The organism is Sphingomonas sp. 35-24ZXX (assembly GCF_000786215.1).
In the GTDB taxonomy this organism is placed as follows: Bacteria; Pseudomonadota; Alphaproteobacteria; order Sphingomonadales; family Sphingomonadaceae; genus Blastomonas.
This window is the reverse complement of the sequence record NZ_JROG01000003.1, coordinates 602,286-618,660: the sequence shown is the minus strand read 5'-3', so window position 1 is coordinate 618,660 and position 16,375 is coordinate 602,286. Positions and strand designations below refer to the sequence as shown.

Genomic DNA, 16,375 nt, shown 5'->3' with positions numbered 1-16,375 from the left:
ACGAATGCGGATTTATGTTCCCGACCTTCCTGCCAAAGTGCGGCGAGGCGAAAGGCTGGGCGCGGCGAGGCGAAGAAATGGCCGCACATGCCGCTGCCTTTGAGGGTTATTCCAGCGGGGCGGGCGGCTGTGCCAGCAGGGGAGGGGACCAGCCGCGCGGGTCTCTGGTCGCGGCCGCAAGCTTGGCGATTTCCTCCTCGAAAAGGCCGACGCGCTTCTTCCAGCGGTAGTGCGTCGGGGCCGAGAAAATGCCTTTGCCGCGCTGCTTGCCATAGCGGGTCCAGAAGCGGATCGCGCCGGCAGGATCATAGCCGGCGTTGGCCATCAGCCAGATTGACAGCCGATCGGCCTCGATCTCGGTGTCCAGCGTCAGCCGGGCATTGCGGCCCAGCTGCTGCATCAGGCCGCGCTGGATGCCAGCGTCGTTCAGCCGACGCCGATGCTCGAGCAGATTGTGCGCCAGCTCGTGCGCCAGAATCCCGGCGAGCTCGTCATCATCGGCCATGAAGGCGAGCATGGGAACGGTGATGCCAACGATATCGCCATCGGCCGATGCACCATAAGCGCTGCCCGGGCGCAGCTCGAAGCGGCTGCGGCAGGCGGGCGTTCCGGTGATCGCGATGGTGGCAGGCGCGCCATCGCGCAGCACGCCGAGCGTTATAGGCCCCGCGGCCAGAGCTGCGCGCAGCTTTGCGTCCGCCCAGGCGATCGGGCGATAGGCCGCGGGCTGGTCGATTGCCGCCAACTCGGAAGGGGAAGCGGCGAGCGCTGCGCCATTGAGCCAAACCACGGCATCGTCGGTGCGCAGGCCGGCCTGTTGGGCAGGGCCGCCATCGACCAGCGCGAGCACCCCATAGTCGCTGGCAAAGCCGAACGACGCCCGGGCCGCTGCTGCATCGGGATATTGCCCGATATGGTGCAGCGTCATCCCCGCCGCATACTCGGTTGACCGGCAGAACGGAGCGTTGGCTACGGCCAGCCTGTAGCCGACCGAAAGCACGCGGACATCCGATGCGCGAAGCTCCGCCAGCGATTCAACCCCCTCGGCGGGGGGCTGAGCCGTGGCGATACTGGCGCTGCCTAGCCCGCCCAAGGCCAATGCCAGTGCGAGCGCGCATGGCAGAGCGGCACGCATTGAAGTCAGCCGACAGTCTTCTTGCTGCCGCGAACCTCGGCGATGGCGGCTTTCAGCTCGTCATAGCCGACCGCGCCGTTCAGCACCTTGTTGCCGACGACCCAGCTGGGCGTGCCACTGAATTCGAGCTGCTGCGCGACGCGAATATTGCCGTCGATGACCTCGTCTGCCTGCTTGCTCGCGACGAAGCTGCGCGCGGCGGCCATATCGAGCCCGGCGGTCTTGGCCGCCTGTTCGATTGTTGTCTGGCTGGGGCGGCCTGCGCCGAACATCGCCTTGTAGAAGGCGTAATATTTGCCCTGTTGCGCAGCGGCCAGGCCCCAGGCGGCGGCGACCCGGCTTTCGTCCGACAGGATCGGCAGCTCGTGGAAGACGATCTTCAGGTTCTTGTCCTCGCCCACCAACCGCGCGACATCGGCCACGCTCTGGCGGCAGAAGCCGCAGGCGAAATCGGAATATTCGACCAGCACGACATCGCCATCCGGATTGCCGGTAAAGGCGGCGGCAAAGGGCTTCTCGATCTGGCTGCGGACCGAAGCGATGCGCTGCGCCGCCTGCTTGCCGCGCAGCTGCTCGACGGCCTCGGGGATGATTTCGGGGTTTTCCAGGATATAGGCGCGCACGATCGCCTCGATCGCAGCCTTGTCGTTGGAATCGAAGCCCGCTGCTGCGGCTGCCTTGTCGGCATCCTGCGCGGCTGCGCCATCGGACACTGTCGTCCCTCCCTGCCACATGAAGGTGCCGATCCCGGCGGCGACGGTAAGAAATGCGACGACGCCCATAATCAGCAATTTTCCTGTCCGGGCCTCGCCGTTCGAAGACGTTTGGGTTGTCATGGCGGGCCTTTGGTTGATGCAAGTCGGTGTGATGCGGAGGGCTTAGCGGCGGCGCGGCGCGCGTTCAACCGCGTCGCGTGCCAGAATGGCGATATCCTGTGCGCGGATGAAGTCTGCGCTGCCTTGCGGCAGGCCGACCATCGCTTCTTCCGCACTGCGCAGCGCCAGCGGCGCATTGCCCTGCAACACATAGCGTTCGGCGCTGGCGAGCGCGGCGCGGGGCCGGTCGCCCCGGCTTTCATAGACCACACCCAGCTGATACCAGGCGAACGGATTTTCGGCGTCGCGCGCTAGCGAGGCGCGCAGCACGCGCTCGGCCTCGGGCAGATTGGCCGGGTCCTCGCTGGCGATCAGCGCATGGCCATAGACGCCCGCGATCAGCGACTGCGAATTGGTCCGGGCGACAGCCTTCTGCAGCGGCGCGATCGCCTCTTTGGGGCGCCCGGATTCGAGCAGGATCTGGCCGTAGATTTCCAGGAAATAGGGGTCGTCGGGTGCCTCGGCGAGCAGCGACTTTGCCTCGGCCAGCGCCTTTTCGGGATAGGCGCTCTTGTGCCATGCATAGGCGCGGGCGTACCGCGCCGGCACGCTCTGATCGGTCTCGGGATAATCGCGCAATGTTTCCGCGGGGTCGGCAACATAGCCGACCAGCTTGGCCTTGACCCGCTGGAACCGCGCCTCGAGCTCGGGGTCGACCGGATTGTCGTACGCCGGATCGGCCTGATAAATGTCCTGCAGCAGCGTGATGCGTTCACCCGAGAGCGGGTGCGAGCGGTTGTAGCTGTCCTCCTGCGGGATCGCGAGGCGGAATTCCAGGTTCTGCAGCTTCTTGAAGAAGTTGATCGATCCCTTGCCGGTGAGACCCGCCTGGGAGAGATATTTCGCCCCGGCGACATCTGCGCCCGCTTCCTCGCCGCGGGTGTGCGCCAGGAACTTGCCCAAGGCAGCCTGCTGGCCTGCGCCGATGATTCCCAGGCCCGCTTCGCCTGCCCCTGCAGCCACCGCAGCGATCCCCAGCAGCAACGACAGGATGGTGATGTTGGTGGCCTTGGAGGCGCTTTCCGACCGGGTGATCGAATGGCCGAGCGCGATATGGCCGAGCTCGTGGGCGATCACGCCCTGGACCTCGTTGACGCTGTCTGCCGCCTCGATCAGCCCGCTATGCACATAGACATCCTGCGTGCCCGCGACGAACGCGTTGATGCTGCGATCGTTGATGACGACGACATTGACATTGGAAGGCAGCAGCCCCGCTGCCCGGATCAGGTCGCGCGACATGTCGGCAAGCAGCGCCTCGCTCTCCGCATCGCGCAGGATCGACTGCGCGGCGACAGGCTGGATGGCCAGCACGAGCAGCGAACAGATGGCCATCATTCGCGCCGCGAACTGCCCAAAGCTCGGGGTACTGCCTGGTCTGTCCGTGTTCATTGCCACCCGTGTCGTTAGCCGAACCGCCCCGTTCGATGATCCCGCCCCATGATCGCAGAGCGATGAACGGGGCATGAAACAGGCGCGGCGCGTCGGCAGTCTAGCGCCGCCACCGCCGATTGCACAGCGCCGCTCGGTATAATCCGACAAAGCGTGGGGTTTTGCGTTCAGGTGATGCTGAGCTGTTCGAGGAACTGGCTGCTCGCCTTGCGCAACTGGCTTGCCTGATCCTGCAGCCGATCGGTAATGGCGCGCATATCGGCGGCCAGACCCTGGACCTGATCGGCATGGCTTCCCACGTGGCGCGCAGTCTCTTCCATGCTGCGGGCATCGCTGGCCACCTGCGTGACATGATCGTTGATGTTGGAGGTGGCCTTGCCTTGATCGGCGATGACCGCGGCAATCTGGACGGCACCCTGATTGACCAGATCGATCTGGTCGGCGATCGAGTTGATCGTTGATTCTGCAAGCGTCATCTGTGTGCGGATGCCATCGACCGTATGGCCGACCGAGTTGATCGCGCCGCGCGTCTGCCCCGCCAGCTGCTTGACCTCGTTGGCGACCACCGCGAAGCCGCGTCCGGCATCCCCGGCGCGGGAGGCCTCGATCGCGGCGTTGAGCGCCAGCAAATTTGTGTGTGAGGCGATTTCCTCGATCAGATTGGCGATCTGCGAGGCCTTGGCGGCTTCCTCGGCCAGGGCTCCGATCGCTTCGCTGCCCTCTCGCGACGATGTCCGGGCCAAGGTCGCCGCGCGGTGCTGGTCCTCGATCTGATCGGCAATGGTGGTCGCCGAAGCGCTGAGCTGGCGTGCGGCGTTGGCGACATTGTGCACCGATCGGCCGACATTGCCCGCCCGGTTGGTGACGATCGCGGCGCTCGCGCTGGTCTCCGCGCCGATGACCCCCAAGGCATCGGAACAGTGCGCCAGCCGGCTCAGCGCTTCGCCCAGCTTGTCGATAGTCTGCACGACCGAATCTTCAAAGGCCCGGGCCAGGCTGGCCATGCCCGATCGCCATTCGGCGGCGTGACGATAGTCCTGCTCGGCGAGCATTTTCTGTGCCGTGAGATCAGCCTCGGCCTTGCTCTTGAGCTGCTGCTGTTCGAGCGCGAACTGACGCTCGCGCGCTTCGGCGAGTTCGCGCGACTGAATGATGGAATGCGCGAAAAAGTTCCAGATCAGGATGTTCGTCCGCCACAGGGCAAACAGATAGACCAGAAGCAGCATGTACAGGGCCGCCGGGACGTGTGTGCCGGTCAGCAGAATGGCCGCTACCAGCCCAACCCCCGATCCGATCAGCCAGATGAGATTGGTGGTTGGTAACGCGAACGAGCCCATCGCGCCCACCGCGATATGCGCGACCGCCACGAGCAGGCCGAGCACGCGAATTCCCTGGCTGGGCGACATCAGCAGGCCCATGGTGATCATTGACCAGCCGACTGCGGCGAATATGATGACGGCGCGCAGCCACAGGTTCAGCGTGACGAGGTCCTGATCCAGTTGGTGGCTGTCGATGGTCAGCGTCAGCGCCCGCAGGTGGATGACGCAGAACGCCGTCACCGCCAGAACGATCATCACGGACCCGGCGATCACCCATCCGCCGCCGATGCTGCCCCAGCTGAACCAGCTGACCACGGGTCCGGTGACCAGAACCGCCGGGACCAGCGCGACCGAGCCCTTGCTGGCATGCAGGAACTGCGCAAGCCGGAAGGTCCGTCCCGACACGGAATCGGCCAGCAGGTCGGCCCGGCCGATACCCGGCGCAATGCGCGTATGCACGGATATATCCAGCCACAATTGGCGCGACATCGGGGGTTCCTCCTTGACCTTGACGGACCCCGCTAACACCATCAAGGTTAAGGAGAATTTATTAAAACGTATACAATGTTACCGTGATCACAGCACGTACTTGCTGAGGTCTGTGTTCTTCGCGATTCCGGTCAGCTGCTTTTGCACATAAGCGGCATCCACAGTGATCGTCTCGCCGCGATGGTCCTCTGCATTGTAGCTGATTTCCTCCAGCAGCTTTTCCATCACGGTCTGCAGGCGGCGCGCACCGATGTTCTCGACCGTCTCGTTGACCGATGCTGCGATCCGCGCGACTTCGCGCAGTGCGTCCTCGGTGATGTCGAGCGTCAGTTCCTCGGTACCCAGCAAGGCGCTGTACTGCTGCGCGAGATTGGCCTTGGTCTGGGTGAGGATGTGGAAGAAATCCTCCTCGCTCAGCGCCTTGAGTTCGACCCGGATCGGCAGGCGACCCTGCAGTTCGGGCAGCATGTCGCTGGGCTTGGCGATGTGGAACGCGCCCGATGCGATGAACAGCACATGGTCGGTTTTCATCGGCCCGTACTTGGTCGCCACGGTGGTGCCCTCGATCAGCGGCAGCAGGTCGCGCTGCACACCTTCGCGGCTCACTGATCCACCGCGGACATCGGAGACCGCAATCTTGTCGATCTCGTCGAGGAACACGATGCCATTTGCTTCGGCATCGGCCAGCGCGACGCGGGCCACGTCATCCTGGTCCATGCGCTTTTCGGCCTCTTCCTCGACCAATTTGTCCCAGGCGTCCGCCAGCCGCATCTTGCGCGGCTTGGTGCGCTTCTGGCCGAACGCCTTGCCCATCATGTCGCTCAGGTTGATCATGCCGACCTGGCCGCCCATTCCGGGGATGTCCATCGGCATGTTGGGGCTCGCGTCGACCTCGATCTCGACCTCTGTATCGTTCATGTGATTGTCGAGAATGCGCTGGCGGAAGCTCTGGCGCGTTGCTTCGCTGGCGTTATCGCCGACCAGCGCATTGAGCAGCCGCTCCATCGCGGCTTCGGATGCGGCTTCGCGCACCTTTTCGCGGCGGCGGTCCTTTTCCAGCCGGACGGCGTCTTCCACCAGGTCGCGCGCGATCTGATCGACATCGCGGCCGACATAGCCGACCTCGGTGAACTTGGTGGCTTCGATCTTGATGAACGGCGCATCGGCCAGCTTCGCCAGGCGCCGCGAAATCTCGGTCTTGCCGCAGCCCGTGGGGCCGATCATCAGGATATTCTTCGGCGTGACCTCGTCGCGCAGCTCGGCGGGCAGGCGCTGGCGGCGCCAGCGGTTGCGCAGCGCGACGGCGACCGCGCGCTTGGCATCCTGCTGGCCGATAATGTGCGCATCGAGCGCGGCGACAATCGATTTGGGTGTCAACGTATCGGTCATTCACATTCTTCTATGGGAGGAAACGTCATGCCCCAAATTGGGGTTGGCCCGCACCGGCTTCAAGCGCAGCGCAAGCCAGCCATCAGGCCGCGGTGCGATTCGACAATATCGGCAATGTCCTCAGCCTGTGGCTCGGCCAGATATTCGCCGCGTTCGTAAGTGCCGCCCAGCAGGATGCCATCGCCGCGCGGGAACATGTATCCGGCGCCCAGCGAATAGGCATATTGCACCTCGGGCTGGGGGATCAGCACCGCCAGTTGTCCGCGCACCGGGATCAGCTCGGTGTCACCGAACAAGGCCGCTGCGCCCAGGCCCGTGCAGTTGAAGACCAGCCTCTCGGGCAGTGCCGCCACCTCGGCAGGAGAGGCAAAGCGGCGCACCGTGACCTGACCTCCGGCGACGCGGATGTCGCGCAGCAGCCGTTCGAGGAAGCGCCCGGTCTCGACATACATCGTGTTGTACCGCACCACATTGTCCAGCGGAAAGGGGTGCTCGTCAGACGAAAGACGGACGCGGCCGGGAAATCGGGGATCGGGCACCAGTGGCCCAGTCATGCGCGTCTGGTCATAGGTCGGCAGCCAGCGGATTCCGTAATCGTCGCCTGCCATGATCTGGAAGCGCCGGCGGCTGTAGTCGGCAGCGGCTGCAGCCTGTTCGCGAAATTGCGGCGTCACCTGATCGTCGCTGAAATAGCCGGTGGGGAAGATCTGCCCGCCAGCGATGTTCGAGGTCGTGCCGGGTGGCAGCGTTTCGGTGTAGATGGTGACGCGATAGCCAGCCTCCTGCACCAGCCGCGCGGTTGTCAGCCCCATGATGCCTGCGCCGATGACAGCAACCGAGCCCGAATGACCCGGCAGCCCGAGCGAGGTTGCCAGCCGCGAGCTGCCCCAGCTGAGCGAAATGCCGCCGCCCCCATGGCCGTAATTGTGCACCAGCCGTGTATCGCCCATCGTCTCGCCGCGCACGACAAAGCCCGAGGGACGGAAAGGCCGAAGGCCTGCCACCGTGCGGATCACGCGGGTGGGGTCGACCTGGACGCGGGGCAGGCACGGCGCGGGGGCAGCGACCGAAGCAAGCGATCGCAGGGGACGGGTGGTCGTGCAACCACCGATCGCCAGAGCCGTGCCTGCGGCCATCAGCCCGCGCCTGTCCACCTGCCACCTCATCGCGGTGACCATAAGCGGTCAGCTTGAAGTGTCGAGGGTCTCTATCGTCAGCTGGTCGTTCGTATAGACGCATACGTCGCTGGCGATCTTCATCGCCTTGCGCGCGATCGTCTCGGCGTCCTGTTCGTATTCCTGCAGCGCGCGGGCCGCAGCCAACGCGAAATTACCGCCCGATCCGATCGCAGCGACGCCGTCTACCGGCTCCAGCACATCGCCATTGCCGGTCAGGATCAGCGTCACGTCCTTGTCGGCAACGATCATCATCGCCTCGAGGTTGCGCAGATACTTGTCGGTCCGCCAATCCTTGGCGAGTTCGACCGCAGCGCGCATCAGCTGGCCGGAATGCCGCTCGAGCTTGCCTTCAAGCCGCTCGAACAGGGTGAAGGCATCGGCTGTCGCCCCGGCGAACCCGCCGATCACCGATCCGTCGCCCAGACGCCGGACCTTGCGGGCATTGGGCTTCATCACGGTCTGGCCCATCGATACCTGGCCATCGCCTGCGATCACCGCCTTGCCGTTCTTGCGAATGCCGACGATGGTGGTTCCATGCCATACCGGCATGCTGCTGCTGTCTCTGCTCATGGCGAGCGATATGGTGGAGTGGCGCAGGCGCTGCAAGGCCTACATGATGCGCCGGACTTCATCGCCCTGATACAGCCGCACGTCGGAGCCCAGGCGTTCCACCTGCGCCAGCCCGGCGCCGAAGGCGGCCATGTGCGGCGACTGGAAATGCGCTTCGAGTGCAGCCTCATCGACCCAGCGTTCGGAAATGCGGATGATGTCGGGATCGTTCATGTCGCGGGCAAAGGCGTAGTGCAGGCAGCCTTCCTCTTGCCGCGTGGCTTCTACCATCTGCTTGGCTGCTTCGCTGAACTTGTCGATTTCACCCGGTGCAAAGTGCAGCCAGCCGTCGATGATGAGCATTTTGCTTCTCCTGCCTGGCCGATGGTTCGGCCGGTCACCGCCCAGGGTTACGGCGCATCGCGCGCGCCTGCAAGTCAGCTGCCGGTATAGCTGCGATACCATTCGACGAAGCGGGGAATCCCGGTGTCGATCGTGGTGACGGGGGCATAGCCGAGATCCGCCTGGATGGCGCCGATATCAGCATAGGTTTGATAGACATCGCCTGGCTGCATCGGCAGCATGTTGCGGATCGCGGGTGTTCCGCACGCCGCCTCGATCACATCGATCATCCGGCCCAGCGGTTCGGGCTGGTTGTTGCCGATGTTGTAGATGCGGTGCGGCGCGGTGCTGCCGCCGGGCTTGGCCTGGCCATCATCCTGCGGGGGCAGATCGATCACCGCCAGCACGCCTGCGATGATGTCATCGATATACGTGAAGTCGCGGCGCATATCGCCGTGGTTGTACACATCGATCGGCTTGCCCTGCAGGATCGCGCTGGTGAACTTCCACAGCGCCATGTCGGGCCGACCCCAGGGACCGTAGACGGTGAAGAACCGCAGGCCCGTCATTGGCAGGCGATAGAGATGCGCGTAGGTTTCGCTCATCAACTCGTCGGACTTCTTGGTCGCGGCGTAAAGCGAGACGGGGTGGTCGACCCGCGCATCGACCCGGAACGGCGCATCGGCGCTGTTGCCATAGACCGAGGAGGACGAGGCATAGACAAACTGCTTCGCCCCTCGCGTGCGCGCCAGTTCGAGCATGTTGAGATGGCCGACGAGGTTCGACTGCACATAGGCGCGGGGGTTGTCGATGCTGTATCTGACCCCGGCCTGCGCGCCCAGATGCACGATATGCTCGACGTCATGGGGTTCCAGCGCTTGTTCGAGCGCGGCGTGATCGGCAAAGTCGAGCTCGATGAAATCGAACCGCCCTGACTGCAGCGCCGCCAGATCCGCCAGCCGGGCGTGTTTGAGCGCGGGATCGTAATAGGGATTCAGATTGTCGATGCCGATGACGTGTTCGCCGCGCTGCAACAGGGCGCGGGTAAGGGCATGGCCGATGAAGCCGGCGGCACCGGTGACGAGAATGGGCATGGGTGTGTTGTGCCTGATCAGCCTGCGAGGCGCAAATGGCCGTTGGAGCGCTCGGGCTTGGCGGGTTGGTCGGGCCAGATGCCGCGCGTGTCATAGACCAGCTTGTCGGCGCGCTCGGCGAGCGGAATCGACTTGAACACGTCATGATCGACCAGCACGATGAACAGGTCGCAACTTTCGATCGCGTCATCGACATCGATCAGGCTGGCACCCAGGCCGTCATAGGCCGGCGGAAGGCCTTGAGCATAAGGCTCGACGATCGAAATGCGCTCGCCATATTTCTGCGCCAGCGCGAGCGCGACCTTGTTGGCCGGGCTCTCGCGGAAATCGTCGATATTGGCCTTGAACGCGAGGCCCAGGCACGCGACCCGCGCCTGCGGATTGGCCTCGATCAGCTCGCCCGCCTTGGAAAGGACATGGCCGATCTTGCCGTCATTGACCCAGCGTGCGGTGCGGATCAGCGGCGTATCGTCGGGTGCGCCGTGGATGATGAACCACGGATCGACCGCGATGCAGTGACCGCCAACGCCCGGGCCGGGCTGCAGGATGTTGACGCGCGGGTGGCGGTTGGCGAGGCGGATGACCTCCCAGACGTCCAGCCCCATGCGATCGGCCACGATCGACAGTTCGTTGGCAAAGGCGATGTTGACGTCGCGATAGGCGTTTTCGACCAGCTTGGTCATCTCGGCCGAGCGGGCATCGGTGGTGATGCACTCGCCGCGCACGAAGCGACGATAGAAGGTCAGCGCCTTGCGCGCGCAGCGCGGGGTGATGCCGCCGATCGAACGATCGTTGTTGGTGAGCTCTTCGAGGATGCGGCCGGGCAGCACGCGCTCGGGGCAATAGGCGATCGCGATATCGGGAATATCGGCGGTCAGCCCCGGTACCTTGAGGTCGGGGCGCAGCTTGGCGATCATGTCGCGCATCTCTTCGGTGGTGCCCACCGGCGAGGTCGATTCGAGGATGATGCAGTCGCCGGCCTTCAACACCGCAGCGATGCTGCTCGCGGCCTGCAGGACATAGCTGATATCGGGCGCGTGATTTTCATCGAACGGTGTCGGCACCGCGATCACGAAGACATCGGCGGGTTCAACCTGCAGCGAGGTGCGCAGCATGCCGCGCGCGACCACGCCTTGCACCAGGCCATCGAGATCGACTTCCTCGATATGGATGCGGCCTTCGGCAATGGTGCTGACGACATGCTCGGAAACATCGACGCCCAGGACGCGGCAGCCCGAGCGCGCGATGATCGCGGCGGTCGGCAGACCGATATAGCCCAGTCCCAGAACGCAAACTTCAGGCTTCTTGTCGGATAGCATACTCAATCCCCGGAAATGGTCGGTTCGCGTGGCACAGCCTTACGAAACATAGGAGCCCGGTCTAGACGTGTCCCGGTTAAAAAACCGGTAAGCAGAGATGCTGCCTGCGGAGGCCGAAAACCATTTGCATCTGGTCAATACCAGATCGGCGTCCGTGCGATGGGGACTGGAAGGTCCGCCCGCGCGCAGCTCTCACCGGCGAAACAAAAAAGGGCGACCCGCGAAGGCCGCCCTTTCTGAAACAGATTTGCCTGATGAAATCAGGGGCTGTTGGGCTCATCGTCGTCAGCGATCACGATGATGCCGCCGATGACAGCAGCCGCAGCAACAACACCGATGATGATACCGGTGCTGCCTTCAGCTTCGGCTTCTTCCGAGGAGACAGCCGAGACGCGCGATACGGCCTGAGCGAGAACCGGAGCGCCGACCATCGTGGTCAGGGCGATCGCGGCGATTGCAGCTTTGAACATTTTCATATGCGTAAATCCTGAAACGGAGTTTTTCGTTCAAGGCCTGTATGGCAGAAGTTGGTTTATGTTGCAAGTGCGAAGTGGGGCCTTGGCCCCAAAACGGTTGTGAAACATGGCTGGCGCCGCTGCTGCCGGCATTTCGGCGCAAGTCACCCCAATTCGGCGCAATCAGCGGATATCGGGGTACATGTCCTTGAGCCGATGGCGCATTCCGAAGGTCCAGGCGAGGCCGACCTTGAGGTAGATATAGTTGGCCTTGAGCGGGCCCCATGCTGCGATGCGGCGATCAGACGTGATGACCGGCTTGGTGGTCATCTTGAGCTTGCCGAGTCGGGCAAAGCCTATGCACAGGTCGGCCTCTTCCATGATCGTGGCGTCGGCGGGGATGCCCCCGATGCGCAGATAGTCGGCGCGGCGGAAGAACATCGCATGATCACCGAACAGCAACCGCACGCCGCGCACGAACAGATGGGGGTGGGTGACCAATGGGTAATAGGTCTTCCACCAATTGTGCGCGGTGGTGAACCAGCGCAGCTTTTCACCGCGGATGATCGGCAGGAAGGTCGCAAGCGCGATCCTGTCATCGCTTAGCACCGTGCGGATATGGGCAATCGCATCGGATGGCAGCAGGCTGTCGGCATGGAGAATGCACACCAGATCCCCTTGCGCCTGCTCGACTCCGAAATTGATCTGCGGCCCACGCCCACGGTTCGGGGAAGTGATGGCGCGCCAGCCGGCGGCCTGGGCAAGGGCAAGCGTATCATCCTCGCTGCCGCCATCGACGAGCAGGATCTCGTCGGGCTGCGGGTCGAGCGCTGCGACATTGGCAATGGTGGCGGGCAGCGCCTTCGATTCGTTGAGCGCCGGGATCATCAGGGTGACCCTGGCAGGTGTGGTGGGATCGATCATGCGAGGCGCACCAGTTCGGGCCAGCGATCCAGATCCTCTGGCCGGTCGCAATCGGCCAGCACGGGAAGCAGCGCGACCGACAGACCGAGGGCGTCGCACCGGCGCCGCGTCTCGGGCGTCACATGCTCGGTGCTCCAAGGCATGGCGCGCAACAGCTCGGGTCGCTCCTCACGCATGCCGATCAGATAATAGCCGCCGTCTTCTGCCGGACCGATGACGATGTCGTGGCGCTCCAACGCGCGAATCGCCTGATGCACGACCTCCACCTCCAGATCCGGCGTGTCGGCCCCAAAGAAGATGTGCGGATGGTTGCGCGACGCATCGATCAGCCGTTCGGTAAGATCGCCCTCGACCTGCTCGATCAGGCTGATGCCATCGCCCAGCCAAGCTTCGAACGCAGCCTTGTCGGCGCCTGCAAAACGCACTTCGACCGGCGCTCCGCTCAGGCGCAGCGTATCGACGGTGCGCCTGGCCAGATGCCGGTGCACCTTGGCCGCGCCTTCGGCTCCCAGCGCCGGGATCAGCCGCGTCTTGGCATAGCCAGGCAGTGGATATTTGGCGAACAGGACAAGATCGGGCAAAGCGGCCATGGCGCAAGGCTTAGCCGTCCGCTGCGGGGAAACAAGCCTTGCATCGCGGGGTTGCCGCCATATGGTGCGCGGCCCGGCTCACTGACCCCCAAGGAATACCCCATGTCCGATATCATCCTGTACGATTACTGGCGCTCCTCGGCCAGCTACCGGGTGCGCATCGCCCTCAACCTGAAGCAGGTCGCCTATCAGGCCGTGCCGACCGACCTGCTCACCCAGGCGCAAAAGGCGCCCGACTATGTCGCGCGCAATCCGCAGGGGCTGGTGCCGATGCTGCACATCGACGGACACGATCTCAGCCAGTCGCTGGCGATCATCGACTATCTCGACGCGACCCGTCCCGAGCCGCGGCTGATCCCTGCCGATCCTGCGGCGCGTGCGGCGATGCTGGCGCGCGCGATGATCATCATCGCCGACATTCACCCGGTCAACAATCTGCGGATGCTCCAGTATCTCAAGGCCGAGATGGGGCAGCAGCAGGGAGCGATCGACAGCTGGTACCGCCACTGGATTGCCGAGGGATTTGCCGCGCTCGAGGCGCTGGCGCCGGAAACCGGACTGTTCGGCGGAGACGCACCCGACCTGACCGATGTCTGCCTGGTCCCGCAGATGGCGAACGCTCGCCGTTTCGACCTCGACATGACGCCGTTTCCCCGGCTGTTGCGGATTGACGCTGCGCTGCAGGCCATCCCCGCCTTTGCCGCCGCGCATCCCGATCGGGTCAAGCCGGCATGAGCATGCGCCGCCACCAAAGGATGGTTTGGTCGAGTTGCCTGGCGACCTGTGCGGTCCTGGCAGCTGCGCCTGCACTGGCTCAGGACAAGCCCGCCGACACGATCCGCTGGCCCGATGCGCCGATCACCGTGATCGGCCAGTCATTGGCCACGCCGATCGGCGACCGGGCCTACAGCGTCACCAGCATCACCCCCGACATGCTGGCCAACGAGCCCAGCCAGCGGCTGGAAAATGCGCTGCGTCTGGTTCCGGGATTGCAGCAGTTCCGCCGCTCGGATGCCCGCAGCGCCAATCCGACCAGCCAGGGCGTGACCCTGCGCGGGCTGGGCGGCAACGCCTCTAGCCGCGCGCTGCTCATCCTCGATGGCGTTCCGCAAAGCGATCCGTTCGGCGGATGGATCAGCTTTCCCGGCTATGATGCGATCAACCTTTCGTCTGTGCGTGTTCGGCGCGGCGGCGGCACCGGCGGCGATGGCCCTGGGGCGCTGGCGGGAACCATCGAGCTCGAAAGCGCCGGGGTCGTCCCCGATCAATCCAGCGTATACGGCGATCTGGCCTATGGCAGCCGCGAATCGCTGGAAGCGAGCATCGGCACGAGCCAGGCACTGGGGCAGGGTGGGCTGACGCTGTCGGCTCAATATGGCCGGGGTGATGGCTTTATCCCGGTGATCGCTTCGCAGCGCGGCGCGGTCGATCGCCCGGCAGGCTATGAGCAATGGGGCGTCAATCTGCGCTTCGTTGCGCCCATCAACAGCACCACTGAGTTGCAAGCGAGCGCGCGCGCCTTTGGCGATCAGCGCGAACGCGGCTTTGCCTTCAGCGACAACGACAATCGCGGTGCCGATGCGAGCGTGCGGCTGGTCGGGCGCGGCAGCCTGCCGTGGTCGGTACTGGCCTATATCCAGATGCGCAGCTTCGAAAGCAGCTTTGGTGCGATCAGCGCGGATCGCTCCACCGTCTCCCAGAGCCTCGACCAGTTCAACACGCCTTCGACCGGGCTTGGCGCGCGCGCCGAAATCCGCCCGTCAATCGGCAGCGGCGGCGAATTGCGGCTGGGTGCGGAATGGCGTCGTACCACCGGCGAAACGCGCGAGCTGTTCACCTTTGTGGCGGGCAACCCGACTCGGTTGCGCCGGGCAGGCGGTGCCAGCGATACCCTGGGCGCATTCGCCGAGGCGAGCTGGCAGACAACGCCCGATATCCTGCTCACCGGCGGGGGAAGGCTCGATTACTGGTCGCTGACCGATGGCAGTCTGCGCGAGACGGTGCTGGCGACCGGTGCGCCGCTCACCACCAGCGATTTTGCCGACCGCGATGGCCTGGAAGGCACCGGCAGGCTGGGCTTTGCCTGGGATGCGGCCGGCCTGCTGACGCTGCGCGGCGCGGGCTATCTGGGGTGGCGTCTGCCGACGCTCAACGAGCTTTACCGGCCTTTCCGCGTCGGTCCTGATGCGACCTCCGCCAATGCCGCGCTGGCGCCCGAGCGGCTGCGCGGAGTGGAGCTTGGCGCGGATTACGAGATCTACACGATCCGCCTGGGTGCGACCGTGTTCTGGAACCGGCTCGACAATGCCATTGCCAATGTGACGCTGGCGCGCGGGCCCGGCACCTTTCCCGGCGTCGGCTTCGTCTCGGCGGCCGGCAGCTTCAGCCAGCGGCAGAATCTGGATTCGGTCGAGGCCAAGGGGGTCGAGATCGAGGCGCGCGCCGATATCGGCGATTTCGATGTGGCCGCCGCCTACAGCTTCGTCGATGCCGAGGTGCGGGCTGCGCCCGGCCAGGCGGCGATCGATGGTCGCCGTCCGGCGCAGGTGCCGCGCCACTTTGCGACCGGATCGATCGGCTGGTTTCCGCAAGGCGGTGACAGCGGACTCAACCTGACCGCCCGCTATGTCGGTTCGCAGTTCGAGGATGATCTGGGCCAACTGGCGCTGGACGACGCGGTCACGCTGGATGCGCGCGCCGCGCTTCGGCTGAACCGCAACCTGCTGGTCGAACTGCGCGGCGAAAACCTGTTCGATACGGTCGTTCAGGCGGGCATCAGCGGCCCCGGGATCGTCGAGCGTGCCGCACCGCGTACGATTTGGCTTGGCGTCAAACTGGACATTGAATAGCCTGAGACCTGCAACATGACCCGCAGCATAACCCGCCTTGCCGATTTCCTCCCGTACCGCATCTCGATCACGTCGAATGCGGTCAGCGATCTGATTGCGCGGGAATACCGCACGCGGTTCGGGCTCAAGATCCCCGAATGGCGGGTGATGGCGGTGCTCGGCGATGTCGGCGAGGCAACGCAGCGCGAACTGGTCGCGGCGACGCGGATGGACAAGGTCGCGGTCAATCGCGCGACCAAGACATTGGGCGAACGGGCGCTGATCCAGCGCGCCCCGAACATGCAGGATGGCCGCTCGCACCATCTGGCGCTCACATCGGCAGGTCAGGCGCTTTATGCCGAGATCATGCCGCTAGCGCTCGAGATGGAAGCGCAGGTGCTGGCGGTTCTCGACGACGCCGAACAGGCGCAGCTCGCCACCCTGCTGGGCAAGCTGCTGCGCCGCGCCGACGATCTGACCGACGATTGAACCGTACCGTT

The 16,375-nt window shown here is 64.6% G+C and carries 16 protein-coding genes; 3 read left to right on the top strand and 13 right to left on the bottom strand.

Annotated features, from left to right (window positions below; all coding sequences use genetic code 11):
- Positions 1-106: 106 nt before the first annotated feature.
- From LI72_RS05655 to LI72_RS05595, 13 genes are all read right to left on the bottom strand, one after another.
- The gene (locus LI72_RS05655) at positions 107-1,135 is read right to left on the bottom strand and encodes a M48 family metallopeptidase (protein ID WP_081984660.1); all 1,029 of its coding nucleotides are present in this window, start codon (positions 1,133-1,135) and stop codon (positions 107-109) included.
- 5 nt (positions 1,136-1,140) lie between these two features.
- Entirely contained in the window at positions 1,141-1,971 is an 831-nt protein-coding gene (locus LI72_RS05650; RefSeq protein WP_231562372.1) for a DsbA family protein, read from the bottom strand.
- A gap of 42 nt (positions 1,972-2,013) precedes the next feature.
- Positions 2,014-3,399 carry a M48 family metalloprotease gene (locus LI72_RS05645; protein ID WP_033924825.1) on the bottom strand — a complete coding sequence of 462 codons (1,386 nt, stop codon included), beginning with the start codon at positions 3,397-3,399 and terminating at the stop codon, positions 2,014-2,016.
- 167 nt (positions 3,400-3,566) lie between these two features.
- Entirely contained in the window at positions 3,567-5,207 is a 1,641-nt protein-coding gene (locus LI72_RS18950) for a methyl-accepting chemotaxis protein (protein ID WP_197051828.1), read from the bottom strand.
- Positions 5,208-5,294: 87 nt separating this feature from the next.
- Complete coding sequence (hslU, locus tag LI72_RS05635; RefSeq protein WP_033924824.1) at positions 5,295-6,596, bottom strand: ATP-dependent protease ATPase subunit HslU; 1,302 nt, start codon at positions 6,594-6,596, stop codon at positions 5,295-5,297.
- 59 nt (positions 6,597-6,655) lie between these two features.
- Complete coding sequence (locus LI72_RS05630; protein WP_231562370.1) at positions 6,656-7,762, bottom strand: FAD-dependent oxidoreductase; 1,107 nt, start codon at positions 7,760-7,762, stop codon at positions 6,656-6,658.
- Positions 7,763-7,780: 18 nt separating this feature from the next.
- Entirely contained in the window at positions 7,781-8,323 is a 543-nt protein-coding gene (gene hslV / locus LI72_RS05625) for an ATP-dependent protease subunit HslV (RefSeq protein WP_033925338.1), read from the bottom strand.
- 60 nt (positions 8,324-8,383) lie between these two features.
- On the bottom strand, positions 8,384-8,686 hold the full coding sequence (locus LI72_RS05620) for a putative quinol monooxygenase (RefSeq protein WP_033924822.1): 303 nt from the start codon (positions 8,684-8,686) through the stop codon (positions 8,384-8,386).
- Positions 8,687-8,760: 74 nt separating this feature from the next.
- Positions 8,761-9,759 (bottom strand): NAD-dependent epimerase/dehydratase family protein, encoded by a 999-nt coding sequence (locus LI72_RS05615; RefSeq protein ID WP_033924821.1) that lies wholly within the window; start codon positions 9,757-9,759, stop codon positions 8,761-8,763.
- A 17-nt stretch (positions 9,760-9,776) separates the two neighbouring features.
- Positions 9,777-11,078: a UDP-N-acetyl-D-mannosamine dehydrogenase gene (wecC, locus tag LI72_RS05610; protein ID WP_033924820.1), complete on the bottom strand. Its 1,302-nt coding sequence runs from the start codon at positions 11,076-11,078 to the stop codon at positions 9,777-9,779.
- A gap of 260 nt (positions 11,079-11,338) precedes the next feature.
- Positions 11,339-11,554: a hypothetical protein gene (locus tag LI72_RS05605; RefSeq protein ID WP_033924819.1), complete on the bottom strand. Its 216-nt coding sequence runs from the start codon at positions 11,552-11,554 to the stop codon at positions 11,339-11,341.
- 162 nt (positions 11,555-11,716) lie between these two features.
- Positions 11,717-12,457 carry a glycosyltransferase gene (locus LI72_RS05600; RefSeq protein WP_033924818.1) on the bottom strand — a complete coding sequence of 247 codons (741 nt, stop codon included), beginning with the start codon at positions 12,455-12,457 and terminating at the stop codon, positions 11,717-11,719.
- Positions 12,454-13,047 carry a TIGR04282 family arsenosugar biosynthesis glycosyltransferase gene (locus tag LI72_RS05595; protein WP_033924817.1) on the bottom strand — a complete coding sequence of 198 codons (594 nt, stop codon included), beginning with the start codon at positions 13,045-13,047 and terminating at the stop codon, positions 12,454-12,456. The genes LI72_RS05600 and LI72_RS05595 overlap by 4 nt, the downstream gene beginning before the upstream one ends.
- Before the next feature lie 102 nt (positions 13,048-13,149).
- Here LI72_RS05595 and maiA point away from each other — a divergent pair, with 102 nt between their 5' ends.
- From maiA to LI72_RS05580, 3 genes are read left to right on the top strand one after another with little or no spacing between them, the layout of a single operon-like run.
- On the top strand, positions 13,150-13,782 hold the full coding sequence (gene maiA / locus LI72_RS05590; RefSeq protein ID WP_033925337.1) for a maleylacetoacetate isomerase: 633 nt from the start codon (positions 13,150-13,152) through the stop codon (positions 13,780-13,782).
- Positions 13,779-15,896, top strand: coding sequence for a TonB-dependent receptor (locus LI72_RS05585; protein ID WP_081984658.1), 2,118 nt, complete (start codon positions 13,779-13,781; stop codon positions 15,894-15,896). Before maiA ends, LI72_RS05585 begins: the two co-directional genes overlap by 4 nt.
- Positions 15,897-15,911: 15 nt before the next feature.
- On the top strand, positions 15,912-16,364 hold the full coding sequence (locus LI72_RS05580; RefSeq protein ID WP_033924816.1) for a MarR family winged helix-turn-helix transcriptional regulator: 453 nt from the start codon (positions 15,912-15,914) through the stop codon (positions 16,362-16,364).
- Positions 16,365-16,375: the final 11 nt, after the last annotated feature.